Source organism: Microbacterium istanbulense, assembly GCF_037204145.1.
GTDB classification, from domain to species: domain Bacteria; phylum Actinomycetota; class Actinomycetes; order Actinomycetales; family Microbacteriaceae; genus Microbacterium; species Microbacterium istanbulense.
The window spans coordinates 50,393-72,741 of record NZ_JBBDGN010000009.1; the positions used below are offsets into that span (position 1 = coordinate 50,393).

Annotated in this window: 25 protein-coding genes and 1 tRNA gene; 15 read left to right on the forward strand and 11 right to left on the reverse strand. The window is 68.5% G+C overall.

What is annotated here, in order from left to right; genetic code table 11:
- Positions 1-17: 17 nt before the first annotated feature.
- Entirely contained in the window at positions 18-878 is an 861-nt protein-coding gene (locus WDU93_RS10380; protein WP_337320314.1) for a helix-turn-helix transcriptional regulator, read from the reverse strand.
- A 98-nt stretch (positions 879-976) separates the two neighbouring features.
- On the opposite strand from WDU93_RS10380, the gene WDU93_RS10385 reads away from it, so the two are divergent.
- The 8 genes from WDU93_RS10385 to WDU93_RS10420 all read left to right on the forward strand — a co-directional run bounded on the left by WDU93_RS10385 (position 977) and on the right by WDU93_RS10420 (position 7,415).
- Positions 977-1,780 (forward strand): phytanoyl-CoA dioxygenase family protein, encoded by an 804-nt coding sequence (locus tag WDU93_RS10385; protein ID WP_337320316.1) that lies wholly within the window; start codon positions 977-979, stop codon positions 1,778-1,780.
- An 88-nt stretch (positions 1,781-1,868) separates the two neighbouring features.
- Positions 1,869-2,708: a universal stress protein gene (locus WDU93_RS10390; protein WP_337320318.1), complete on the forward strand. Its 840-nt coding sequence runs from the start codon at positions 1,869-1,871 to the stop codon at positions 2,706-2,708.
- A 61-nt stretch (positions 2,709-2,769) separates the two neighbouring features.
- The gene (locus WDU93_RS10395) at positions 2,770-3,429 is read left to right on the forward strand and encodes a GntR family transcriptional regulator (RefSeq protein WP_337320320.1); all 660 of its coding nucleotides are present in this window, start codon (positions 2,770-2,772) and stop codon (positions 3,427-3,429) included.
- A 54-nt stretch (positions 3,430-3,483) separates the two neighbouring features.
- Complete coding sequence (locus tag WDU93_RS10400; protein ID WP_337320322.1) at positions 3,484-4,104, forward strand: asparagine synthase; 621 nt, start codon at positions 3,484-3,486, stop codon at positions 4,102-4,104.
- A 74-nt stretch (positions 4,105-4,178) separates the two neighbouring features.
- Positions 4,179-4,251 (forward strand) — tRNA-Arg (locus WDU93_RS10405).
- 90 nt (positions 4,252-4,341) lie between these two features.
- Positions 4,342-5,835 carry an L-serine ammonia-lyase, iron-sulfur-dependent, subunit alpha gene (locus WDU93_RS10410; RefSeq protein WP_337320325.1) on the forward strand — a complete coding sequence of 498 codons (1,494 nt, stop codon included), beginning with the start codon at positions 4,342-4,344 and terminating at the stop codon, positions 5,833-5,835.
- 78 nt (positions 5,836-5,913) lie between these two features.
- Positions 5,914-6,684, forward strand: coding sequence for an ABC transporter ATP-binding protein (locus WDU93_RS10415; RefSeq protein WP_337320326.1), 771 nt, complete (start codon positions 5,914-5,916; stop codon positions 6,682-6,684).
- Positions 6,681-7,415 carry an ABC transporter permease gene (locus WDU93_RS10420; RefSeq protein ID WP_337320327.1) on the forward strand — a complete coding sequence of 245 codons (735 nt, stop codon included), beginning with the start codon at positions 6,681-6,683 and terminating at the stop codon, positions 7,413-7,415. Before WDU93_RS10415 ends, WDU93_RS10420 begins: the two co-directional genes overlap by 4 nt.
- 66 nt (positions 7,416-7,481) lie before the next feature.
- Here the strand turns inward: WDU93_RS10420 and WDU93_RS10425 are convergent, their stop codons facing one another.
- From WDU93_RS10425 to WDU93_RS10440, 4 genes are all read right to left on the reverse strand, one after another.
- Positions 7,482-9,086: an SPFH domain-containing protein gene (locus tag WDU93_RS10425; RefSeq protein WP_337320329.1), complete on the reverse strand. Its 1,605-nt coding sequence runs from the start codon at positions 9,084-9,086 to the stop codon at positions 7,482-7,484.
- Between the two features lie 102 nt (positions 9,087-9,188).
- Complete coding sequence (locus WDU93_RS10430) at positions 9,189-9,617, reverse strand: MarR family winged helix-turn-helix transcriptional regulator (protein WP_337320331.1); 429 nt, start codon at positions 9,615-9,617, stop codon at positions 9,189-9,191.
- Positions 9,618-9,665: 48 nt separating this feature from the next.
- Positions 9,666-10,190, reverse strand: a complete 525-nt coding sequence (locus WDU93_RS10435; protein WP_337320332.1) for a P-loop nucleotide/nucleoside kinase family protein — start codon at positions 10,188-10,190, stop codon at positions 9,666-9,668.
- 274 nt (positions 10,191-10,464) lie between these two features.
- The gene (locus tag WDU93_RS10440) at positions 10,465-11,211 is read right to left on the reverse strand and encodes a DUF3626 domain-containing protein (RefSeq protein ID WP_337320334.1); all 747 of its coding nucleotides are present in this window, start codon (positions 11,209-11,211) and stop codon (positions 10,465-10,467) included.
- Between the two features lie 146 nt (positions 11,212-11,357).
- Between WDU93_RS10440 and WDU93_RS10445 the strand changes: the two genes are divergently transcribed.
- Both WDU93_RS10445 and WDU93_RS10450 read left to right on the forward strand, forming a co-directional pair.
- The gene (locus WDU93_RS10445) at positions 11,358-12,152 is read left to right on the forward strand and encodes an inositol monophosphatase family protein (RefSeq protein ID WP_337320336.1); all 795 of its coding nucleotides are present in this window, start codon (positions 11,358-11,360) and stop codon (positions 12,150-12,152) included.
- A 226-nt stretch (positions 12,153-12,378) separates the two neighbouring features.
- A complete protein-coding gene (locus WDU93_RS10450; protein ID WP_337320338.1) occupies positions 12,379-13,146 on the forward strand; it encodes a GNAT family N-acetyltransferase in 768 nt (255 codons plus the stop codon).
- 12 nt (positions 13,147-13,158) lie between these two features.
- Here the strand turns inward: WDU93_RS10450 and WDU93_RS10455 are convergent, their stop codons facing one another.
- Positions 13,159-14,085, reverse strand: coding sequence for an NAD-dependent epimerase/dehydratase family protein (locus tag WDU93_RS10455; protein ID WP_337320340.1), 927 nt, complete (start codon positions 14,083-14,085; stop codon positions 13,159-13,161).
- 114 nt (positions 14,086-14,199) lie between these two features.
- Between WDU93_RS10455 and WDU93_RS10460 the strand changes: the two genes are divergently transcribed.
- Positions 14,200-14,781 (forward strand): TetR/AcrR family transcriptional regulator, encoded by a 582-nt coding sequence (locus WDU93_RS10460; RefSeq protein ID WP_337320342.1) that lies wholly within the window; start codon positions 14,200-14,202, stop codon positions 14,779-14,781.
- A 13-nt stretch (positions 14,782-14,794) separates the two neighbouring features.
- On the opposite strand, the gene WDU93_RS10465 is transcribed toward WDU93_RS10460, so the two are convergent.
- The gene (locus tag WDU93_RS10465; RefSeq protein ID WP_337320344.1) at positions 14,795-15,193 is read right to left on the reverse strand and encodes a hypothetical protein; all 399 of its coding nucleotides are present in this window, start codon (positions 15,191-15,193) and stop codon (positions 14,795-14,797) included.
- Positions 15,194-15,293: 100 nt separating this feature from the next.
- Here WDU93_RS10465 and WDU93_RS10470 point away from each other — a divergent pair, with 100 nt between their 5' ends.
- Complete coding sequence (locus WDU93_RS10470; RefSeq protein WP_337320346.1) at positions 15,294-16,082, forward strand: aspartate dehydrogenase domain-containing protein; 789 nt, start codon at positions 15,294-15,296, stop codon at positions 16,080-16,082.
- Positions 16,083-16,100: 18 nt separating this feature from the next.
- Here WDU93_RS10470 and WDU93_RS10475 read toward each other — a convergent pair whose 3' ends face one another.
- A complete protein-coding gene (locus WDU93_RS10475) occupies positions 16,101-16,784 on the reverse strand; it encodes a type 1 glutamine amidotransferase domain-containing protein (RefSeq protein WP_337320348.1) in 684 nt (227 codons plus the stop codon).
- A 109-nt stretch (positions 16,785-16,893) separates the two neighbouring features.
- Between WDU93_RS10475 and WDU93_RS10480 the strand changes: the two genes are divergently transcribed.
- Positions 16,894-17,298 carry an arsenate reductase ArsC gene (locus tag WDU93_RS10480; RefSeq protein ID WP_337320350.1) on the forward strand — a complete coding sequence of 135 codons (405 nt, stop codon included), beginning with the start codon at positions 16,894-16,896 and terminating at the stop codon, positions 17,296-17,298.
- 546 nt (positions 17,299-17,844) lie between these two features.
- Here the strand turns inward: WDU93_RS10480 and WDU93_RS10485 are convergent.
- The 3 genes from WDU93_RS10485 to WDU93_RS10495 form a co-directional block, all read right to left on the reverse strand.
- On the reverse strand, positions 17,845-19,311 hold the full coding sequence (locus WDU93_RS10485; protein ID WP_337320351.1) for an alanine/glycine:cation symporter family protein: 1,467 nt from the start codon (positions 19,309-19,311) through the stop codon (positions 17,845-17,847).
- Positions 19,312-19,384: 73 nt separating this feature from the next.
- Positions 19,385-20,572, reverse strand: a complete 1,188-nt coding sequence (locus WDU93_RS10490) for a sensor histidine kinase (RefSeq protein ID WP_337320353.1) — start codon at positions 20,570-20,572, stop codon at positions 19,385-19,387.
- Positions 20,569-21,261, reverse strand: a complete 693-nt coding sequence (locus tag WDU93_RS10495) for a response regulator transcription factor (RefSeq protein ID WP_337320355.1) — start codon at positions 21,259-21,261, stop codon at positions 20,569-20,571. The genes WDU93_RS10490 and WDU93_RS10495 overlap by 4 nt, the downstream gene beginning before the upstream one ends.
- Positions 21,262-21,393: 132 nt before the next feature.
- Here WDU93_RS10495 and WDU93_RS10500 point away from each other — a divergent pair, with 132 nt between their 5' ends.
- Positions 21,394-21,870, forward strand: a complete 477-nt coding sequence (locus WDU93_RS10500; RefSeq protein WP_337320357.1) for a DM13 domain-containing protein — start codon at positions 21,394-21,396, stop codon at positions 21,868-21,870.
- Positions 21,867-22,343, forward strand: coding sequence for a MauE/DoxX family redox-associated membrane protein (locus tag WDU93_RS10505; protein ID WP_337320359.1), 477 nt, complete (start codon positions 21,867-21,869; stop codon positions 22,341-22,343). Before WDU93_RS10500 ends, WDU93_RS10505 begins: the two co-directional genes overlap by 4 nt.
- Positions 22,344-22,349 lie beyond the last annotated feature (6 nt).

Consider the following 22,349-nt stretch of genomic DNA (forward strand, 5'->3'; position numbering starts at 1 on the left):
GCATCCGGCTCGGTACGTCAGCGCCCCGAACCGGATCCGAGCACGCCGGCTACCCGCTGACGGCGGTACTCCGAGGCGCTCAGCCCGGTGGCGGCGCGGAACCTCTTGCCGAAGTATGAGGCGCTGTCGAAGCCGACGCGCCGGGCGATGCGCTCGACCGGGTCGGTCGTCGTGGCCAGCAGTGTGCGGGCGAGGCGCAATCGCGCGGCCGTGAGCCACTGGCCCGGTGTCTGCCCGGTGTGCCGTCGCACCTCGCGGGAGAGGTGGGAGGGGCTGACGCGGGTGAGTTCGCGCAGGGCATCCATCCCGCGCCGCAGGTTCTCCTCGTCGCGCATCTGCACCAGCGCCGAGTGCAGCCAAACCGGCGTCGCGGCGGCGCCCGGCGATGGCGCTTCCGGCCAGCGGGCGAGGGATGTGGCGAGCAGCCGCATCAGATCGAGAGGGGAAGGGCCCTGCAGGCGGCGATGCAGGATGTCGAGATAGACCGCGTGCAGCTCGGCCATGTCGTTCTCAGACAGCCGCACGAGCGGAGTGTCGGCAGCCGAGAACCAGCGCGCCGCACTCACCCCGGCCGCGTCGAGGATGCCGATCGCGAGGTCGACCGGAAAGGCGATGTTGATGAACTCCAGCGCTCCGCCGGGCGCGGGCAGTACGAGGTGGCGATCTCTAGGGCGCACGAGGGTCAGCGCGCCGCGCTCGATGCCCACGCTCGTGCCGTTGACCTCGTGGGTGCCGGCCCCCGCCGTGACAAGCATGAACTCGGCGAAGTCGGCGTGATCGTGCAGCCTGCTCTCGGGTGCCGACGAAGAGCGGAACGAGATCAGGGCGGCATGGTACGAGTACTGCGGTTCGAAATCCTTGAAAAACAGGGTCAACACAGCAAAAAAATACCAAAAGTAGACAGTGGCGGCATAGTCGTACCCGCAGCCCCGCGCGCAGAATCGAAGCACCACGACACGTCCCAGGAGGAGACGACATGACCACCACGGCATCGGCGGAACGCACCGAAGCGGCGCTGCGCGAGTACGACGAGAACGGCTACACGATCTTCCGCAGCGTCCTCGACGCCGACCTCATGGGCGAGGCGGCCGAGCATGTGCTCTGGTTGCAGGAGCGGCATCCCGAACTCGCCGGCGAAGACCTCGGGCACACGCTGCTCGCGAAGGATCCGTTCTGGGTGCGTCTGGTGAGCGACCCTCGCTTGCTCGACATCGCCGAGACGTTCGTCGGCCCCGACATCGCCCTGTTCGCTTCGCACTACATCAGCAAGCCGCCGTTCTCGGGCAAGCGCGTGCTGTGGCACCAGGATGGCGCGTACTGGAATCTCGAGCCGATGAACGTGATGACGATGTGGCTCGCCGTCGACGAATCCACTCCCGAGAACGGATGCCTGCGGGTCATCCCCGGCAGCCACAAGCGCTCCCTGGAGCAGCTGCGCGAGCGTTCCGACGTGCCCAACGTGCTGGGTTCAGAGATGGATGCCGAGGTCGACGAGTCCCTCGCGCACGACCTCATCCTGAGCCCGGGCGACGTCGACGTGCACCACCCGAACATCGTGCACGGATCCAACGCGAACACCTCGCCGCGCCGGCGCTGCGGGCTGACGATCCGCTACATCCCCACCTCCACGAAGATCACGGGCGACGAGCAACCGTTCGCCAGTGCGATGCTGCTGCGCGGGGAACCCGGCGTGAACGTCTACCAGCCTCGGCCGGTGTACCGCCGGGGGATTGACTTCCCCTTCGAGGGGCGCGAGGACTGTGCGGCTCCGGTCCGCTGACCTGCCCGGAATAACCACGGCCCGGCGCCCTGTACCGGCGCCGGGCCCGTGGATAGCCTGGAACCACGTCGACAAAGAGGAGGCCGTCGTGGCGAACGAGATCGTGGTCGGAGCAGCCGATACCGAGGCGGGGCGCAGGGCAGTGCAGTGGGCCGCAGATCGCGCGGCGTCGCACCGGCAGTCGCTGCGTCTGATCGGCGTCGTCGGCGGAGCGACCGGGGCAGTCGGCGAGGCATCCGTGCTCGAGGCCGCACTTGAAGCGACCACGGCCGCGCTGGACGCGACGGCCGCACCGCTGCGCGAGCGCGGCTTGACCGTCGAAGTGCAGGCCCACGCCGGCAACCCGGTGAGTGTGCTGATCGATGCGTCGAAGGATGCCGCGCTGCTGGTGATCGGCAGCGATTACCGCGGACCGGGCCACGGTCCGGCTCGGGGAAGCCACGGGGTGCGCATCGCCGCCGCCGCGCACAGTCCCGTCATCGTCGTGCCCGAGATCGACCTCGCGGGGCGTTCCGGCGTTGTCGTCGGAGTGGACGGGTCGGAGGTGTCGGAGGCCGCGACGCGCTTCGCCGCCCAGGAGGCAGAACGGCTCGGCGAACCGCTCATCGCGGTGACGGTGTGGACGCCGGTGCCGCTGCCTCGACACATCGGCGCCTACCCGGCCGACTACATCGAATCGATGGAGTCGGTGTCGGCCGAGACGCTCGGCGTCGCCCTCGGCGGGCTGCGTCAGGACTACCCCGACCTGCAGATCGAGGAGCGCGTCGAGCGCGGGTACCCCTCGGAGGTCATCAACGACATCGCCGCGGGTGCCCGGATGATCGTCGTTGGTTCACACGGTCGCGGGGCGGTCGCGCGCTTCCTGCTCGGCTCCATCAGCCACGAGGTGCTCGCGCGGCTGGCCACCGTCACCGCCGTCGTGCGCTGAGCACACCGCAGCGCACCCGGCGGGGGTGGCGCGTGTCGGCGGCCGGTGGGATGATCCGAGAATGGTCATCGAGTATCGCGCTGAGCTTGAATCAGCGCGCGTCGCGCGGATCCTTCGCGACGACATCATGCTCGGTCGCCGCCCGCCCGGATCACGCCTGGTCGAGCGTGACATCGCCCGCGCGCTCGACGTGTCGCGCCTGCCGGTGCGCGAGGCGATCAAGATGCTCATGCTCGAGGGCATCGTCGTGACCCGTCCACGCAGCTGGGCGGTTGTGCGGGAGTTCAGCATGAAGGACATCCGTGATTTCGGCGAGGTGCGCACGGTGTTCGAGACCCTGGCCTTCGTACTCGCCGCCGAGCGGCACGACGAGGAGGGGGCCCAGCGTCTCGCGGTGATCCTCGAACGCGAAGAACAGGCGGCGCGCAACGGTGAGGTCGAAAGGGCCAGGGTGGCGGCGGCAGAGTTCCACGCGACGGCCGTCGCCCTCGCTGGCAACGCCGGACTGGACGAGCTCAGTCAGGTCTTCCTCCCGCGCCTGCGGTGGCTGTTCGGGCAGCACGACGCGCTCTTCGACATGGCGGACGAACATCGTGAGATCTACGACGCACTCGTCGCTCGCGACGCCGATCTGCTGCGTGAGCTGATTCCGCGGCATCTGCTGCGGGGACGCGCAGCGGCTGAGGAGCGTCTGCGTGCTCGTCTCGCGCAGGCGATCTGAGCCATGCCGTCGACACGCTCAGTGCTACGGGTACGCTCGATGCAGGAGGTTCTCTTGGGACGTAACGCGGATGCCATCGCCGAAGGCGTCGCGATCGCCACCGCCGCGGCACGCCTCGCCGTGAAGAACCACATTCTGGTGGGCACGATCGCCCAGGGCGGCACCTTCGACCTCGACAAGTACACCGAAGACACCCGGCAGGCGCTCGAGGCCATGGCCACCGAATCGGAAGATGCCGCTGCGCTGCTCACCGAACTGCGCAAGAAGGCGCGTGGTCGCCACTCCGACCCTTCCGGCACCCACGACTACCGCGACCGCGACGTGCGCAATCTGCGCCGGCGTGCCAAGCAGTCGATCGGCGTCGCCACCAAACTGCGCGAGATCGCTGACGACCCGGAGGCCGTGCGCGAGCTCGTCGAGTCGGCACGTGAGGCGGCCTGGAGCGACGTGCGCGGCAATCTCGACCGCCGCCTGCGCGTCGAGGCGATGCGTCCCGATCAGGATCCCGACTACGAGCGCATGCGCGATGCGCGGATGCAGGCGCTGAAGCTCGTCGACCTGCAGGCGCTGGCCTCAGATCGTCGCGCCCGCAAGAAGCGCGAGAGGGCGGCGGAGAAAGCCGCGGAGAAGGCGGCGGCCAAGTCTGCGCGCAAGGGCTCGACACCCCCGGCCTGACGGCGCCGACTGCTCGATTTCGTACGCACGCGATTCGTGTTGTAGGCTGTTCTTCGGCCCGCTGAGCGGGCAGTGCGCCCCTAGCTCAATGGATAGAGCATCTGACTACGGATCAGAAGGTTGGGGGTTCGAGTCCCTCGGGGCGCGCAGCTGAAATCCCCGTCGCGAAAGCGGCGGGGATTTCTTCGTTTCAGAGTTACCGACCGATCGGTCTGCTCAGGCACGTAGGCTGGTGGGGTGACTGCGTACGTCTCGGCTTTCGACCTGTTCTCCATCGGTGTAGGACCCTCCAGCTCCCACACCGTCGGGCCGATGAGGGCAGGGCTCGAGTTCGCGCAACGGCTGCGGGCAGGCGGCGCGCTCGAGCGGGTCACGCGGGTCACCTGCGATCTGTTCGGTTCGTTGGGTGCCACCGGCATCGGGCACGGTACGCCGGATGCCGTCGTCGCGGGCCTCCAGGGACTCGAGCCCGAGACCGCCGATCCGTCGGCCGTGCGCTCGGCGTGGACCGACTGGCCCGCCGGGCAGGACCTGGCCCTGGCCGGCATCCATCCTGTGCCGTTCGCGAAAGACGACATCGTCTTCGCTCCCCGCACTCGGCTGCCCGGGCATCCGAACGCGATGACGCTGCGGGCGCTCGATGCCGACGGCGAGGTCGTCGCTGAGCAGACCTACTACTCGGTGGGTGGCGGGTTCATCCGGCGCGAGGGTGAAGAGCCGTCGGTGGCCGGTGGCGTGCATCCGTACCCCTACCGTGACGCAGCCGAACTGCTGTCGCTGTGTGATGAGCACGGGCTGTCGATCGCCGAGATCGCCCGGATCAACGAGACGGCCACCCGCACGGAAGAAGAGGTCGCGGCGGGGCTCGACGCCATCTGGGATGCCATGTCGGCGTGCGTGGACGCGGGGTTGCATAGCGAGGGCACACTGCCCGGCATCCTCAAGGTCAAGCGGCGGGCCGCGACGATCCGTGAGCAACTCGAGGCGACCGAGGCCGACGGGCACCGCGAGCTTCCCGGCGAGTGGCTGGGAGCGTTCGCGCTGGCCGTGAACGAAGAGAACGCGGCGGGCGGGCGTGTGGTGACCGCGCCGACGAACGGCGCGGCCGGCATCCTTCCCGCCGTGGCGATGTACTGGTGGCGGTTCCTCGCCGACTCGGGGCTCGGCGCGGGCAACGCGGTGACGCCGTACGGCGAACTGGTCGGCAGTGCCCTGATTGGATTCGGCGAGGATGCCGCGCACCTCGACGAGGCACACCTGAGCGAGGAGGAGCGGGCCGAGGCGAACCGGCGCCGTGGCATCCGCCGCTTCCTGCTGACGGCGACCGCGCTCGGGTCGCTGTTCAAGAACAACGCCTCGATCTCGGGTGCCGAGGGCGGATGCCAGGCCGAGGTCGGCTCGGCGTGCGCCATGGCCGCCGGCGGGCTCACCGCTGTCATGGGCGGCACCAACCGGCAGATCGAGAACGCCGCCGAGATCGCGATGGAGCACCACCTCGGGCTCACCTGCGACCCGATCGGCGGGCTGGTGCAGATCCCCTGCATCGAACGCAACGCCATCGCAGCATCGACGGCGGTCACCGCTGCCCGCCTGGCCTTGCGCGGAGACGGCTCGCACTACGTGTCGCTGGACGCGGTCGTCGAGACGATGCGGCAGACCGGTCTCGACATGTCGACCAAGTACAAGGAGACGAGCGAGGGCGGCCTCGCGGTGAACGTCATCGAGTGCTGAACCCAGGGCCCAACTCGGCACGAATCGGGGCGCCTTTCCTGCTGAGCGGTGCGGGGTCCGCGGGCGTACGATCGCGGTATGACGGGCAGTAACGCAGCCGATGCTGTGGTGATCGACGGTCTCACCGTGCGCCGCGGGCATCACCTGGTGTTTGACGACCTCTCGCTGCGGATCCCGCGCGGAGAGGTGATCGGTCTGCTCGGGCCTTCGGGGTGCGGCAAGACGACCCTCATGCGCGCCGTCGTCGGGGTGCAGAAGATCGCCGGTGGCACGGTCACCGTGCTGGGTGAGCCTGCCGGCTCAGCGGGGCTGCGGCGACGGGTTGCGTACGGCACCCAGGGTGCCGCCGTGTACACCGATCTCAGCGTGCTGGAGAACCTGCGCTATTTCGCCTCGATCCTGGGCGCCCCACGATCTGATGTCGATCGGGTGCTCGCCGATGTGGGCCTGCACGATCGGGCGCAGCAGTCGGTGGGCTCGCTCAGCGGAGGTCAGCTGAACCGGGTGTCGCTCGCGGTCGCGCTGCTCGGCTCCCCAGAGCTGGTGGTGCTCGATGAACCGACGGTCGGTTTGGATCCGGTGCTGCGCGCGGAGCTGTGGACGCTGTTCCGGCAGATCGCCGACCAGGGCACGACGCTGCTGGTGTCGAGCCACGTGATGGACGAGGCGCTGCGCTGCGATCGGCTGCTGCTCATGCGTGAGGGACGGGTCATCGCCGACACGACGCCGGCACAGTTGCTCGCCGACACGGGCGAGACGGATGCGGAGGCCGCGTTCTTGGCGCTCATCGAACGCGACACGTCCGCGCATCACGAGACACGACGATCGCTGAGGGAGGAGGGGCGATGAACCTGCGCCGAGCCTTCGCCACCGCCGGGCGGGTGCTGCACCAGCTGCGACACGACCCGCGATCGATCGCACTCATGCTCGTCGCCCCGAGCCTGCTCGTAGGCCTGTTCGCTTGGCTCTTCTCCGACCAGGAGGGTGTGTTCGACCGGGTGGGTGGGGCGATTCTCGCGCTGTTCCCGTTCATCGTCATGTTCCTGCTCACCTCGATCACGACCCTGCGCGAACGGCGCTCCGGCACGCTCGAGCGACTGATGAGCACCCCGCTCGGCAAGGTCGACTTCATCCTCGGCTACGCGCTGGCGTTCGGTCTGATGGCCGTGTTGCAGGCCGTCATCACGGTCGCGTTCGCCGTCTACGTGTGCGGCCTCACCGTCGACGGGCCGCTGTGGCAGCTGGGGCTGGTCGCGGTGGTCGATGCGCTGCTGGGCACCGCGCTCGGGCTGCTCGCTAGCGCGTTCGCGCGCACGGAGTTCCAGGCGGTGCAGTTCATGCCGCTGCTGGTGTTCCCGCAGATCATCCTCGGCGGGCTGTTCATGCCCCGCGATCAGATGCCCGACGTGCTCTACGCGATCTCGGACTGGCTGCCGCTGAGCCACGCGATCGACGCGATCCAGGCCGTCGCGGCGGGCGACGAGGGGTCGGATGTCGCCGGCCCCGTGCTCATCGTTGCGGCATTCGCCGTCGCGTTCCTGGTGCTCGCACCCCTGACGCTGCGCCGGCGGACGCCCTAGCTGGCAAACGCGGGAAAAGACGGATGCCGCGACCCGAAGGCCGCGGCATCCGCTTCACTCGTGCGCTCAGGCCTCGGGGGCCGGTGCGGGTGCCGCGGGCGGCGGCGTGGTGGGGTGCGGCTCGCGCTTGACCGGCGCGGGCGCGGGCGCCGCATCCGCCACTCCTGCCCCGAAACCGCGACCGACGGCCTGGCCCTGGATGATCGCGGCGAGGTCGAGCCCGGTGGCCGAGCTGACGCTGTCGAACACCGAGCGCAGCGCGCGGGCGTTGTCAGCGCCGACGACGCTGGATGCTCCGTCGTCTGAGGTGCCGCCGACGATGGAGACGTTGCCGATCGCGGCGTAGCCCTTGGCGAACTCGCTCATGATCGACGGCAGGGTCTCGAGCACGCGCTGCGACAGGAAGGCCTCCTGGTTCGAGGCGATGGCCTTGGCCTCCGCCTCGACGGCGGCAGCGCGGGCTTCACCCTCGGCGCGGATCGCCTCGGCCTCGGCGGATGCCCGCAGGCGGCGCGCCTCGGCCTCTGCCTCGGCCTGAGCGCGCAGCGCGTTGGCCTCACCGGTTGCCTTCGCCTCGGCGGCAGCAGCCTCACCGGCGGCGCGTGCCTTGTCGGCCTGTGCCTGCTGTTCGGCGATGCGGGTGCGGGCCTCGGCCTGCTTGACCTGCTCGATCGCGGCCGCCTCGGCGGCACGCTCACGCGTGTACAGCTCAGCCTGTGCGCGGGTCTCGGCCTCATAACGCTGGGCGTCGGCGACGCGCTTGACGTCGGCATCCAGCTGAGCCTGCTTGTTCTCGGCCTGCTGCTGCAGCACGGCCTGCTCGGCCTGGGCGCGGGCGAGCTGCTCGGCCTGCTCGGCCTCGGCGCGGGCACGACCGATGCCGGCATCCGCGTTGGCCGTGTTGGTGTCGAGCGCGGTCTGCTCGATGAGGTTCGCCTCTTGGTTGGCGATGTTCTTCTGATTGATCGCGCGGTCGGCGTTGGTCTGCGCGATCTCGGCCGCCTGGCGCTTCGCCTGGATCTCGGGGGCGCCGAGCGACTGGATGTAGCCGACCTTGTCGGTGATGCCCTTGATCTGGAACGAGTCGAGGATGAGTCCCTGCTCGGCGAGCTCCTGCGAGACGTCGGCGGCGATCTGGTCGGAGAACTTCTTGCGCTCCCGCATGAGCTCGACGACCGAGAGGGTGGCGACGATGCCGCGCAGGGCGCCTTCGAGCTGCTCGGTGGTGAACTGCTCGATCGCCTTGTCCTGCGAGGCGAAACGCTCGGCCGCACGGCGCACGTACAGCGGGTCGGAGCCGATCTTGACGATCGCGACGCCGTCGACGTTGAGGGTGACGTTGTCGAGCGACTGCGCCTCGGCGTTCAGCGAGACCTGACGCGAGCGCAGCGAGATGATCTCGAAGCGCTGCGTGATCGGGTTGACCAGCGACTTGCCGTTGACGATGACGGTGACCGGCGACTCCGACAGTTCGGAGCGGGTGCTGCCGTCGGCGGCGACGACCGAGCTCTGCACCTTCTGCTTGCGTCCCGAGATGACGAGCGCTTCGTCGGCGCGGGCGACCTTGATCCAGCTGCGGGCGAACAGCAGCCCGATGAGTCCCACGACGATGATGGCGACGGCGGCGATGCCGATGATGATGAGGATGCCGATGGCTCCGGCGAACTCCATGAATGACCTCCCAATTCCCCCACGGGGGTGGTCCGAGTGCCGGCGCGGTCGCGCGGGCTGGTTCCACCCTGCCAGAACGGCGCGCGGGCCGCTGGCGCGGGGTCAGATGCCGCGCAGCTTCTGGGTGAGGGAGAGGAGGGCGCGCAGTTCGTCGTCGGTGAGAGGAGACATGCAGCGGGCGATCGACCGGCCGTGCACGGTGGCGACGGCGCGGAAGGCCCGCGCCCCGGCATCCGTCGCGGTGACGATCGAGCTGCGGGCGTCGTTGGGGTCGGGGGCCTTGGTGACGAGCCCCCGGGTGACCATGCGGTCGATCAGGCGCGAGACGCTGGGCTGGCTGATGAGCATGTTGGCCGTGATGTCGCGCAGGCGGGCGCTCATCGCGGGGGAGCGCACGGTGGTGAGCAGCACGTCGTACTCGGCCTGAGAGACGTCGGTTCCTTCGAAATCGCTCATCATCAGGGCGAACAGCTCGTGCTGGGCGCGGAAGAGGCTCTCCCACGCTTCCATGGCGAGCCGGCGGTCAGTCATGGTTACCAGCGTACTCATCGCCCCGTCCGAGGTGCGGGCCGGTTCAGATCACACGCCTGGGTCGCTGAGCTTGTCGAAGCGCCCCGCGACGGCATCCACAATGCGGCGCGCCTGCACCTCGACCGGTTCCCGTGAGTCGAGGCGCAGTCGCGGTGTGTCCCACCCGTCGAAACCGGCTCGTCGCCCCTGGATCTGTTCCCAGGTCGGTTCGGGGAAGCCCGCGATGCCGCGCTCACGCGTCTCGAGACGGCGGCGGTGCTCGGCGATGTCGGTGGTGAAGACTTCGACGAAGAGGATGCCAGCGCCGGCACGATCTGCGAGATCCTGCCACTGCTGCCGGGCGGCCTCGGCGTCGTTGACAGCGTCGATGATCACGTCGTGACCGAGGCGAAGCTGCGCCTCCGCGATGGCCTCGGCGGCGACGTAGGCGGCGAGGCCGGTGGGTTGGTCGCGGTCGATGCCCGCCGTCCAGAGGGCGGCTTCGATCGGGTCGACGGAGATGACGGCGCAGCCGAGAAGTCGTGCGGCGGCGTCAGCGATGGTGCTCTTTCCGCTGGCGGGGAGGCCTGCCATGACGATCAACATCCGGTCTCCGTCCCGTTCGAGCGCGGTCGCTGAGCTTGTCGAAGCGTACCCGAGACGCAGTAAGGGCCGATCGGAGAGGCTCCCGACCGGCCCTTGTCCCTTTGCACCAAGAGTTGTCCTGCAATCACATGCGATGGATGCCACAGCAAACATTCACCGTGCGATCACTGTATAACGGCGAGGTAACGAATGCAACGGTTTGATCACGGAGCTTTCACGCATTCCATTTCTGTGACCGAGCGTCGAACCGCCGGAGAAGCCGTCAAGTCGGTTGCCGCCCGTACCTCGCGAGCAGGTGCCACACTCGCTTGAGCGATTGCGGGTCATATCGACCGGATCGTGCGGCAGAGCCGAGAACGTCAGGCGTCAGCGTCCCAGCCAAATGCTCGGCCAGATGTACACACTCCGCGCCGCGGTAGGCCGGGTCAAGTTCTCCGGTATCGACCCTGAAACCGGGGTGAAACTCGACCTCAGTCAGAGTGGACGCCGCGGCGTGCACGAACGTATCTCGATAGCAGGGGTCGAGAACGATCGCTTCGACATCAGCTGCGAAACTGATGCCTCCATGCACATGTGCTTCGACATAGCGATCCAGCGGATCGTGTTCCGCGGACCGCATCTTCTCGATGAGGATCGGTACTTCCTCGAGCTGCACAACCTTCTCGGGCTCGAAAACAGAATCCGGGTAGCAGTAGGTGGCACGTTCCGACGTCTCGCGCCGCAGCCGCAGAAACGCTGATCCAAAGCGAGGAGCAGAGCCGTGCGGGTCCCCGAGGTCGACGGCACCATAGACCGGCCGCGCATCTGCGGCTGCGATGTCGTATCGGCGATTGAAGAGCCGGCTTTCCCAGTTCCAGCGGTCCCCGCCTGGTTGGGCGGTGAGACCCCCGTTCGATGTACCAGTGTAAAACTGCGAAAAGTAGCGCCCGGTCGACCCCATGGCCTCGATCACCGTTGCGCCGCGATACGGCCAGTCGGGGTGAAAGTGCAGGAGTATGCGGTCGGGCACAGGGCTGAGACTAGCAACGAGGGAAGCCAGTTGGAGTCCCGCCGATCGAGTTCAGCTCTGTCTGATGTTCGTTCCGAAACGGTCGAACATGTCGGACGACGCTGTGTCCGACGTTGCTGATCTGACCAGAGAACTACGTTCGGGACATGGGGTTATCGGATGTTGAGACCTGCCTTGCGGCCACGGAAGCCGGTGCCGCGGTTATCCGCAAGGCGTACGGTCGTGAACCAAACCGCATATCTAAGTCGGGGACGGACTTCGCCACCCAGGCAGATATCGATTCCGAGAGGGCCATTCGGGCCGTCCTGGATGCGCATCGGCCGGGCGACTCTGTCCTCGGCGAGGAACTCGGGCACGATGCGCGAGATCGTTCCGATCGGCTGTGGCTCGTTGATCCGCTTTGCGGGACACGGAACTTCGCGGCCAACACGCCGCTCGCGGCTGTGAATGTCGCGCTCGTCATTGACGGTGCGACCTCGGTGGCAGCATCAGCCGAACCGGTGTCGGGCGAACTGTTTTGGACCGACGGGAGCGGAGCCTTTGCTCGGCGCGACGGTGTTGACCACCCGCTCGAGCCGACGAACAGTTCGCGACTCGTCGAAATCAATGCGGACCGGCCTCGCAACGATCACTCAGTCAGCGCGCAGCTTGTTGTCGATCTCGCGTTTCGGGCCGAGTTCGAACCTCGCATCCTGTCATCGACACTGGTCGTCGCGTGGGTGGCCGCCGGTCGGCGTGCTGCGTACGTCACCGACGGACCGCTCCTCGGTGACCTTCATTTTGCGGCCGGCATCGCTATCGCCGAGGCTGCCGGGTGCGTGATCACGGCACTGAACGGGGAGCCGCTTCACAAAGCCGACGGTGCCGTCATCAGCGCCGACGAGGAAGTGCACTCCGCAGTGCTGAGGCACCTCGCGCCTCACCTTGCGCAGCCCCGCTGACCCGGCGTCATGTGCGACGGGTGCATGCCGGCCAGCCAACGTTGTCTGAGGCTACGGCATCCGCCACATCATCTTCGGGCGGCGACTCCAGGCACCCTCCTCTCGCCTGCCGCCGCTCGTCTACTAAGCTGACGCGGCTGACCTGACGACCGGCTAAGCGTGCTGCCGGGCGTCCGATCGCGCTGCTGTTAGATCGATCGGACAAGCGCGCCCCTAGGCTACGACCATGACGGATCTGCTGGCTGTCTACGACGCGCATCTTCGCACCGCCGCAGAAGTGCACGGGGTCCCCGATGTGCAACGCCGCGGACCGCTCTGGATCGGACGCGTCGGTGGCGGCCGCGTGTTCGTCACCTATCGTGAGCTCGACGACCCCGCGGCGCATGTGTCTGAGATCGTTTCGCTGCTCGCGGAGGACGAAACGATCCGCCACGCCGAGTGGAAGACGCGCACGCATGACGAGGCGCCCGGGCTGACGGAAGCGCTCACCGCGGCCGGCTTCACCCCGGAGCCGCCCGAGTCGGTGATGCTCGGCGAGGCCTCGACTCTAATCGACGCCTCCGCGCCTGACGGCGTCACCGTGCGGCGCCTCACAGGCTCCGACGACATCCGTGCGGCACTTGAGATGCAGGATGCCGTGTTCGGAGGCGCTCCCATGGTCGACACCATGCTGCCCACGCTGCTCGCCCCGCAGGCCGATGGTGCCGTCGAAGTGTGGGGCGCCGAGGTCAACGGGCGCATCGTCAGCGCGGGGCGAATCGACCCGATTCCGGGCACACCCTTCGCCGGCATCTGGGGTGGTGCGACCCTTCCAGAGTTCCGCAGGCGAGGCATCTACCGGGCCCTCACGGCGGCGCGGGTGCGCTCCGCGATGGCGCGCGGAGTCCAGTGGATCCACGCCGACTGCACCGACTACTCACGCCCGATCCTCGAGCGTGCGGGGCTGGTCAAGATCACCGAGACCGTGCCGTGGGTGTGGCAACGCGAGGAATGAGGTGACGCGCAGTCAGCGCCTCTCGCTGGCGATGATCTCGAGCCCACGCCGATAGGTCGTCACGTCGAACTCCGGGAACCGCGCGTCGAACTTCGACGAGTCGAAGACGTTGTCGTAGCGGTACCGGGTGAGCAGTTCCTCGATCGCCTTGGCCTGTGGTGAGAAGTGCCCGGCGAGGGTGAGCAGCCACTTCGGGAGGACGGTGTAGCCGGCATCCGTTCCGAACACCTCGGCGGCGAGCGTCACGAACTCGCGGTAGGTGAGGCGCTGAGAGTCCACCGGCAGGTGCCAGCTCTGTCCATACGCATCGGGTGTGTTGCCGAGCAGGGCGAGCCCGCGGCTGGCATCCGGCGTCCAGATGAGCGTGCGCTTCGTGTTCGCTCGCACCGGCACCAGCGCGCGCTTGCCGGCCAGCATCCGGTCGATGATGAGCGAGTTCGTGAAGCTCTGGGTGCGGCCGGGGCCGTAGAACTCGGGCGCGCGAGCGATCAGCACCGGGATCTCACCGCGGGCCATCTCGTCAAGCACCATCGTCGCCATCTGGGCCCGCACGCGCCCCTTGCGCCCGACCGGTGCGAACGCCATCTGCTCGGTCTGCACCTGGTTGCTCTGCGGATACATGTAGGTGTTGTCGAAGTAGGCGAAGGCCGCCCCCGCCGCGCGCGCGGCATCGAGGGCGTTGCGGAGCATGGTGGGGAACTGCCGCTCCCACAGCTCAGCATCTGCGGGCAGGCCAGCGGTGAAGTACACGATGTCGCTGCCGGCGACAGCGGCGGCCGTCTGCCGGGCGTCGAGCAGGTCGGCCTGCACGAGCTCGTCGGAGTCGTTCACGCGGCGCGGATTGCGGCTCACGAGACGGATGTCGGTCGTGAACCCGCGGTGCAGTTCGCGCGCCAGCTCGACGGCGATCTGTCCGTTCGCTCCGAGGATCGTCTGCATTGTTGCGCCTGGCCTTCGTCTTGATGTTTACGTTGCTCACATGAGTGTAGGGTCACAAGTGTGCAGTGTCAACATGGTATGTTTACGACGCATACATCACCAGGCGGAGGAGCCATGTCCACGGCACGCGACACGTACCATCACGGCGACCTGCGCACCGCGCTGATCGATGCCGCTCTCGAGATGCTCGAGGCCGGCGAAGCCTTCTCCCTGCGGGCAGTCGCCCGTCGGGCCGAAGTCTCGCAGACCGCCCCGTATCGCCACTTCGCCGACCGTGAAGCCCTCGAATCGGCCCTCGCCGTGCGCGGGTTTCGCGACCTGCGCCATGACCTCGCCCCTAGCGGTGACTTGCCCGCCACCGAAGACGAACTCATTGAGTTCGCCGTCACCTACGTGCGCTTCGCTCTGCGCCGCCCGGCCCTGTTCCGCCTCATGTTCGGACAGGAGTGCGACGACAGCAACGACGAGCGGGTGGTCGCTGCCGGCGCGCTGCAGGGCCTCGTCGCAGATGCGCTGACGCAGATCTATCCGGATGCCGATCACCAGACGCTCGCCCAGGGCGTCTGGGCGCTCGCGCACGGACTCGCCTTCCTGCACCTCGACGGCAAGTTCTCCGCCGCCACCGATGACGAGGTCGCCGAACGCGTCCGGGCGGCGTTCTTCGGCATCCGCGCCCTCGGCGCCGCGACAACCTGAACGCCGGCCGTACTCAGCCGAGCACAGCAGGCGCGAACGACAGCAGCAGACCGACGAGCCCGGCCGAGGTGAGCGTGATGCCGAGACCCCGCACCGCGCGCAGCGCGGGTTGATGCGCGTCGAACCGCATCCGCTGCGGATTGTGGTCGTTCACGTACGCCGGTGCCGACTCGTGGCCGCTCCAGTGTGCTGCCTCCCACCCGCGCAGCGGGCGCTCCCAGAACTGCCCGGCGGTGTACCACCGCGCGAGCGTTCCCTCCGGACGCTCGATCAGCGTCACCTCGGCGCCCCGCCAATGTCCATCCGCGACCCGGCCGATCAGTGCGATCACGAGCAGCGGAAGACCAATCCCCAGCCCGATCCACGCGAACACGTCTCCGACGCTGCCCAGCACGGCGATCGCATCCATCATCATTCCCGTCTCGCCAGGCCACGCACCAGGGCCCTCACCGCTGACAGTACCGCGCTTCGGCCGCCCAACCGTACCCGGGCGGTGGCCTAGCATCGGTGCCATGACGGATCTGCGAGTCGGCTTCCTCGGCGGCGGCCACATCACGAGTGTGCTGCGCCGCGCCGTCGACGAGACGCGCCCCTACCGGGTGGTCGGCACCTTCGGCCGCGACGACACCGTCCCCGCCCGCGGTGAGGTCGACGTCATCGTCGAGGCCGCGACCCAGCGCGCGGTGCGGGAGCGGGTACCCGGCCTCCTCGCAGACGGCATCGACGTCATCCTGCTGTCGGTCGGTGCGTTGGCGGATGCCGCACTGCGGACGCTCCTGACAGTGGATACCGCGCAGCCGGCATCCGGAACACTCATCGCCTGCACCGGAGCGATCGGCGGCATCGATCAGATCCGCGCCCTGCGGGCCGCCGGCCCCCTGCGGCGGGTGTCGCTCGAGAGCCGCAAGCTGCCGGCCACTCTCCTTCAGCCCTGGATGGACGCCGATCTGCAGGATGCGCTGCGCGCGGGTGACCGCGAGATCGTGCTCGCCGAGGGGCTTGCCGCCGATGTGGCCCGGCGCTTTCCGGCATCCGCCAACATCGCCGCCTCGCTCGCGCTCGCCGCCGACGCCTGGGATCACGCGACCGCCCGCATCATCGCCGACCCCACCGCGACGACGACCCGGCACACGATTCACGCGGAAGGTGACCTCGGCGCGATTGACGTCGTGGTCTCCAACGCCCCGTCGCCGGAGCGGCCGCGATCCAGCGCCGTCGTCGCCTGGGCGGCCCTGCGTTCACTCGACGACTATGCGCGCTCGCGCGGATTCCGGGCGCCCGAGGGCATCCCGTTTCTCTGACGGATCGGGCCGGATGCCTTACAGCAGCGCGGCGACCTTGGTCGCCGTCTCCTTCGCCGAGCCCGGGTTCTGACCGGTCACCAGGTTGCCGTCGACGACGGCGTACGAGACGAACGGGATCTTCGCCTTGTGGAAGAGGGCGCCGCGGGCCTGCGATTCCTTCTCGGCGTTGTAAGGCACGAGCTTGTCGACCTTCGCCAGTTCTTCTTCGCGCCACGTGAAGCCGGTGATGTTGCGCCCGGCGAGCAGGTACGAGCCGTCGGAGAGGGTGGTGTTCAGCAGCCCGCAGTATCCGTGGCACACCGCACCCACGACGCCACCGCGTTCGAAGATCTCGCGAGTGATGCGCTGCAACCCCTCGCTGTCGGGAAAGTCGAACATCACGCCATGCCCGCCGGTGATGTAGATCGCATCGAAGTCGGCTGAGTCGATCTCGTCGGGGCGAGCGGTCTGCTCCAGCAACGCCATCTTCGCGGGGTCGGCCCGCCACGCTTTCGCCGTCTTGTCGTAGTTGGGGAACTTCAGCGCGCGGGGCTCCAGCGGCGAGAGGCCACCGGACGGGCTGACGAGCGTCTGCTCGAAGCCGTGCTCGTGGAACACCTCCCAGGCGTGGGTGAGCTCAGACAACCACAGGCCCGTCGGGTGATCGGTACCCGCGTACTCGCCGACATTGGTGACGACCTGGAGGATGCGCTTGGCCATAGATGGAGCTCCCTTGAAGTTCTTGTCTGGTCATTGTGACGCGTCGTCGGCGGCCGTTGCCGCTCCATGTCATCGACAATGGACTGACACCCCATATTCCCGGAGCGCCATGACTGACACCGCGACCCCTTCCGTGCTCTTCGTCTGCGTGCACAACGCCGGCCGTTCGCAGATGGCGGCCGGGTTCTTGCGCGCCAGCGCCGGCGACCGCATCGAGGTGCGTTCGGCCGGATCCATGCCCGCCGATCAGATCAATCCGATCGCCGTCGAGGCGATGCACGAAGTGGGCGTCGACATCACTGCCGAGCAGCCCAAGGTGCTCACCACTGAAGCCGTGCAGGCGTCGGATGTGGTGATCACTATGGGGTGCGGCGATGCCTGCCCGTTCTTCCCCGGCAAGCGCTACGAGGACTGGAAGCTCGACGACCCGGCCAGCCAGGGCATCGACGCCGTGCGTGCGATCCGTGACGACATCCGAGCCCGGATCGAGGCGCTCGTCGCCGAGATGCTCTGAGGGGGCCGCCGTCCGGCCGGCGCGCCGCTTCTGCGCCGACGCGCCTGTTGTGCGGCGGCGTGTGGGGATGGATGCGGCGTTTCGAGGGTCTTGGGGCGTTGAGCGTCCGCGCCCGGCATCCGCCGTCGCGTCGAGACCGGCATCCTGCGTCGAGACCTAGGTTCTCGACAGCGGTCTCGGCGCGGAACCCGGGTTTCGGAGTGTGGCGCGGGTCTTGTGAGGGGGCGACGCGCCGGTTCTGCGCCGGCGCGCCTGTTGTGCGGCGGCGCGTCGGGATGGATGCGGCGTCTCGAGGGTCTTGGAGGCGCTGAGCATCCGCGCCCGCATCCGTCGTCGTGCCGAGACCGGCATCCTGTGCCGAGACCTAGGTTCTCGACAGCGGTCTCGGCGTGGAACCGGGGTTTCGGCGCGGGGTGAGGGTCTCGTGAGGCCGACGCGCCGCTTTTGCGCTGACGCGCCTGTTGTGGGGCGGCGCGTCGGGACGGATGCGGCGTTTCGAGGGTCGTGGGGTGCGCAGCCGCCCCCGCGGGCCTCACCCCACCGAACTCAGCGGCGACGGCCCTTCTGCACGGGGATCGGGCCGGTGACCGACAGCTCGTCTTCCCACACCTCGATGTTCTTCACCTCGGGCAGGCGTGCACGGGTGAACACCGGGTCGAGGCCGGCGCGGCGCTGCTCGTTGTAGTCCTTGAGCAACTTGAACGCGACGCCCGAGAGCAGCGCGATCGCCACGAGGTTCACGATTGCCATGAAGCCCATCGCGCCGTCGGCGAAGTTCCACACGACGTCGGCCGAGACCAGCGCGCCGAGGAACACCGCGGCGATCGCGACCAGACGGTAGGTGAGCAGGGCGGCCGAGCTCTTGGTGATGAACTCGATGTTCGACTGGCCGTAGTAGTAGTTGCCGAGGATCGAGCTGAACGCCAGCAAGAAGATGATCACGACCAGCAGCACGTTCGCCCACTGCCCGAGGCCGTCGACGATGGCGCCCTGCGTGAGGCCGATGCCCCGTTCCGCGCCGGCCAGATCCGGCACCGACACCAGGATGATGAACGCCGTGATCGAGCACACCAGGAACGTGTCGAAGTAGACGCCGAGGGTCTGCACGAGACCCTGCTTGACGGGGTGCGTGACCGCGGCGCTCGCGCCGGCGTTCGGCGCCGAACCGAGCCCCGCCTCGTTCGAGAACATGCCGCGCTTGATGCCGGTGAGGATGATGTAGCCGAGCGTGGCCCCGACGACCTCGTTCGGCCCGAACGCCTGCGTGAAGATCGAGGCGAACACCTCGGGCACGCGCTCGATGTGGATCGCGACGATCACCAGACCCAGCAGCAGGTACAGCAGCGCCATCAGCGGCACGAGCGTCTGCGTGACCGAGGCGATGCGGCGCACGCCGCCGAAGATCACCAGCGCCATCAGCACGGCCAGCGCCGCGCCGGTCACCCACGGCAGCCAGGCGACGGCGTCGTCGCCGAAGCTGCCCTTGATGGTCGCCTGAATCGTGTTCGCCTGCAGGGAGCTGAACGCGATCGGGAAGCAGATGATGAGGATCACCGCGAAGAGGATGCCCATCCAGCGGGCGCCGAGGCCGCGCTGCATGTAGTACGCCGGCCCGCCCAGGAAGCCGTCCTTGTCGCGCGTCTTGTACAGCTGCGCGAGCGAGGACTCGATGAACGACGAGGCGCCGCCGATGAACGCCATCAGCCACATCCAGAAGATCGCGCCGGGGCCGCCGATCGCGATGGCCGTGCCGACGCCGGCGATGTTGCCGACGCCCACGCGCGAGGCTGCCGAGATCGTGAACGCCTGGAAGGCGGAGACCGACTGCGGCTCACCCGATTCGGTGCGCGGGGTGCGGTCGCCCAGGGTGCGGAACATCTCGGGGATCATCCGGAACTGCACCACCCCCGATCGCAGGGTGAAGTACAGTCCGAGGGCGATCACCACCGGCAGCACGATCCAGGTCCACAGGTTGTCGCCCCACGTGAGCAGCCACTCGTTCACAGCATCCATTCAGAAAGTATGTCGATCCGGCCTGCCGCCCGCCAGAGCCCACGCCGTGGTCCTGCGTGTCGGAGGGGACGGATCAGCCACCGACGTGGCGGCTCGGCGCTGCGGCATCCGTCACGCTCGGCACCCCATCGCCGGCCGCGGGCACCGTGATCGCCACCCGGAATCCGTCCGGCAGATGCTCGGCGGAGGCGTACCCGCCGTGGGCCTGCGCGATGCTGTTCACGATCGCGAGCCCGAGCCCTGCCCCGCCGTCCGCGCGGGCGGACGTGCGCGACGGGTCGCCGCGCCACCCGGCGTCGAACATGAGGTCGAGCTCGTCGGCATCCGCCCCCGCGCCCTCGTCGTCGACGGCGATCGTGACCGAGCCGGTGACCCGGTGCAGCGTTGAGACGGTGATCGTCGAACCCGCCGGCGCATAGTGCACCGCGTTGGTCAACAGGTTGCGGACGGCACGGGTCAGCTCGTGCGGGTCGGCATGGATCACCGTGCCGTCCAGCGCCGCGGGGACGATGCGGATGCCGCGCCCCGCGGCGATCTGCTGCACGTCGGTGACGGCATCCGAGATGAGCTCGGTGAGCGGCACGCGGCTGGGACGCAGCTGAAGGGCGCCGCTGCTGAGCCGGGAGAGGTCGAAGATGTCGTCGATCATGCGACTCATCGCATCCGACTGCGCGCGCACCTGCCGGGCGAGTTCGGTCGGATCGGTGATCAAGCCGTCCTCGGTCGCCTCGGCCAGGGCCTGCACCGCGGTGAGCGGAGTGCGCAGGTCGTGCGAAATCCAACTGAGAAAGCGCCGACGCGAGGCATCCAGCTGCTCGATCGCCTCACGGGCCTCGGCGAGCTTGCGCGAGGTCTCGGCCAGCTGTGCCGACAGGGCACTCACCTCGGGGGAGCCGTGGGCGGATGCCGGCACGACGGCGCCCGCGGCGACCTGATCCAGCGACGCCCCGAGGTCAGCCAGCGAGCGGCGCAGGGTACGCGCGAGCAGCACCGCGAGCAGGATGCCGGCGACCGCGGCCGCCGCGATCACCCACACGAGGATGGTGAGGTCGTGCTCTGAGATGTACATCTGTGCGGCGATCGCCAGCGTCGATCCGGTGAGTGTGGCGAGCACGGCACCGGTGACGATGCTGATCTGCACGCCGAGCGACCGCCGACGGGCCAGTCGCAGCAGCAGCATCCCGGCCCCGGCGGTGACCACGGTGACCGCGAGCACCGTGCCGAGGACGATGGCGATGTCGGTACCGCTGAGAGGCATCATGGCTGCGGCTCCGGGTCGAAGATGTATCCCGCGCCCCATTGGGTGCGCAGGTGGACGGGGTCGGTGGGGTCTGTCTCGATCTTCTCGCGCAGGCGCCGCACGTGCACGGTCACCGTGGATCCGTCGCCGAAGGCCCAGTCCCAGACCCCGGCGAGGATTTCGTCGCGGCTGAGCACCACGCCAGGGTTGTGCAGCAGAAACACCAGCAGCTCGTATTCGCGGGCGGTGAGCTGGATCTCCTGCCCCCGCGTCCACACCCGGCGCCGGGTCGGATCGACGGTGAAGCGCCCGACTGTGAAAGTCTGTGTGGCCGAATGCGGGCGGGTGCGGCGCAGCACGGCCTCGACCCGCAACAGCAGCTCCTTCATCGAGAACGGCTTGCCGAGATAGTCGTCGACGCCGAGCTCGAGGCCACCGATGCGATGTTCTTCATCGCGCAGCGCGGTGAGCATGATGATCGGCACGGGTGAGGCGGCACGCACCTCGCGGCAGAGGTCATCGCCGCTGAGCCCGGGCAGCATCCGATCGACGATGAGCAGGTCGGCGCCGGCCTGCGCGAACGCCGCGCGCCCCTCGATGCCGTTCGCGCAGCTGACCGTCTCGTAGCCGTGCGCGTCGAGATACGCCTCGACGAGGCGGCGCACTGTGGGGTCGTCCTCGACGAGGATCACCCGCGCTCCATCAGCCATGCCTTGAGAGTATCCGCGCGGATGCGGTGCATGCCCGGTTCCTTACAGACCTGAAAGGAGTACCGCTCGCGGGCATCCGCCTCCCTAGCGTCGAAGAGTCCGCACCTGTCCCTTCACCCTTCAGGAGTCATCATGCGCAAAGTCCCCTTCATCGCCGCCGCCGGCCTCGCCGTCATGCTCTCGCTGGCCGGATGCTCGTCGGCCGCCGACACCATGGCCGACAAGCCCGCCGCCTCATCGTCGTCCTCGGATTCGAAGATGGACGACGACATGATGACCGACAAGCCCAGCGACGAGGCCGCCGCCGAGGAGCGCACGGGCGTGTTCAAGGGGCAGGGCGAGAAGTCGCTCGCCGGCACTGCCACGATCGCCGACGGCAAGCTCATGCTCACCGAGTTCTCGTCGAGCGAGGGCCCCGACCTGCACGTCTACCTCGCCAACGGCGACGACGCCGACGCCATCGCCGCGGGCAAGGAGATCGACCTCGTCGCCTACGACCAGGCCTCCCAGACCTTCGCCCTCGACGGGGTGGATGCCGCCGCCTACTCGCACGTCGTCATCTACTGCGACAAGGCGAAGGTCTCGTTCGGTTCTGCGGAGTTGATGTGACCGGCATTGCACCCCGTACCCTGGCCGCCCCGCTGATCGGTGGGGCGGCCAGGGTCGCCCTCGGTGTGCTCTGGCTGATCGAAGGGGTGATCAAGCTGCGCGCGGGGTTCGGCGCTCCCGACATCCTGCTCGTCGCCGACAGCGCCGCGAACAACAGTCGGGTGCCCGACTACTTCGCCCCGATGGGGGAGCTCATGCGTGCCCTGTCCGGGCTGTTCGGCATCGGCATCCCCCTGCTCGAACTCTCCCTCGGCGTGCTGCTCATCATCGGGGTGATCCCGCGCATCGCCGCGCTCGCGAGCATCGGCACCCTCGCCCTGTACTGGTCGGCCGATCAGCTCGCGGCGCAGTACCCGCTGATGCTCGTGCTCGCGGCGGTGGTGTTGGCGATTCCGCGGTCAGGGGAGTGGTCGCTTCCGGCGCTCGCTCGGCGTCGGCGCGACAGGTCGGTGCCCGAGCCCCGTCGGGTGTGAGAGACG

Excerpts from the sequence above, each read along its gene's own strand:
- WDU93_RS10385 (WP_337320316.1), top strand. The coding sequence starts at position 977 with ATGACCACCACGGCATCGGCGGAACGCACCGAAGCGGCGCTGCGCGAG.
- WDU93_RS10395 (WP_337320320.1), top strand. The coding sequence starts at position 2,770 with ATGGTCATCGAGTATCGCGCTGAGCTTGAATCAGCGCGCGTCGCGCGG.
- WDU93_RS10415 (WP_337320326.1), top strand. The coding sequence starts at position 5,914 with ATGACGGGCAGTAACGCAGCCGATGCTGTGGTGATCGACGGTCTCACC.
- WDU93_RS10420 (WP_337320327.1), top strand. The coding sequence starts at position 6,681 with ATGAACCTGCGCCGAGCCTTCGCCACCGCCGGGCGGGTGCTGCACCAG.
- WDU93_RS10425 (WP_337320329.1), bottom strand. The coding sequence starts at position 9,086 with ATGGAGTTCGCCGGAGCCATCGGCATCCTCATCATCATCGGCATCGCC.
- WDU93_RS10430 (WP_337320331.1), bottom strand. The coding sequence starts at position 9,617 with ATGACTGACCGCCGGCTCGCCATGGAAGCGTGGGAGAGCCTCTTCCGC.
- WDU93_RS10435 (WP_337320332.1), bottom strand. The coding sequence starts at position 10,190 with ATGGCAGGCCTCCCCGCCAGCGGAAAGAGCACCATCGCTGACGCCGCC.
- WDU93_RS10445 (WP_337320336.1), top strand. The coding sequence starts at position 11,358 with ATGGGGTTATCGGATGTTGAGACCTGCCTTGCGGCCACGGAAGCCGGT.
- WDU93_RS10450 (WP_337320338.1), top strand. The coding sequence starts at position 12,379 with ATGACGGATCTGCTGGCTGTCTACGACGCGCATCTTCGCACCGCCGCA.
- WDU93_RS10455 (WP_337320340.1), bottom strand. The coding sequence starts at position 14,085 with ATGCAGACGATCCTCGGAGCGAACGGACAGATCGCCGTCGAGCTGGCG.
- WDU93_RS10460 (WP_337320342.1), top strand. The coding sequence starts at position 14,200 with ATGTCCACGGCACGCGACACGTACCATCACGGCGACCTGCGCACCGCG.
- WDU93_RS10465 (WP_337320344.1), bottom strand. The coding sequence starts at position 15,193 with ATGATGGATGCGATCGCCGTGCTGGGCAGCGTCGGAGACGTGTTCGCG.
- WDU93_RS10470 (WP_337320346.1), top strand. The coding sequence starts at position 15,294 with ATGACGGATCTGCGAGTCGGCTTCCTCGGCGGCGGCCACATCACGAGT.
- WDU93_RS10475 (WP_337320348.1), bottom strand. The coding sequence starts at position 16,784 with ATGGCCAAGCGCATCCTCCAGGTCGTCACCAATGTCGGCGAGTACGCG.
- WDU93_RS10480 (WP_337320350.1), top strand. The coding sequence starts at position 16,894 with ATGACTGACACCGCGACCCCTTCCGTGCTCTTCGTCTGCGTGCACAAC.
- WDU93_RS10485 (WP_337320351.1), bottom strand. The coding sequence starts at position 19,311 with ATGGATGCTGTGAACGAGTGGCTGCTCACGTGGGGCGACAACCTGTGG.
- WDU93_RS10490 (WP_337320353.1), bottom strand. The coding sequence starts at position 20,572 with ATGATGCCTCTCAGCGGTACCGACATCGCCATCGTCCTCGGCACGGTG.
- WDU93_RS10495 (WP_337320355.1), bottom strand. The coding sequence starts at position 21,261 with ATGGCTGATGGAGCGCGGGTGATCCTCGTCGAGGACGACCCCACAGTG.
- WDU93_RS10500 (WP_337320357.1), top strand. The coding sequence starts at position 21,394 with ATGCGCAAAGTCCCCTTCATCGCCGCCGCCGGCCTCGCCGTCATGCTC.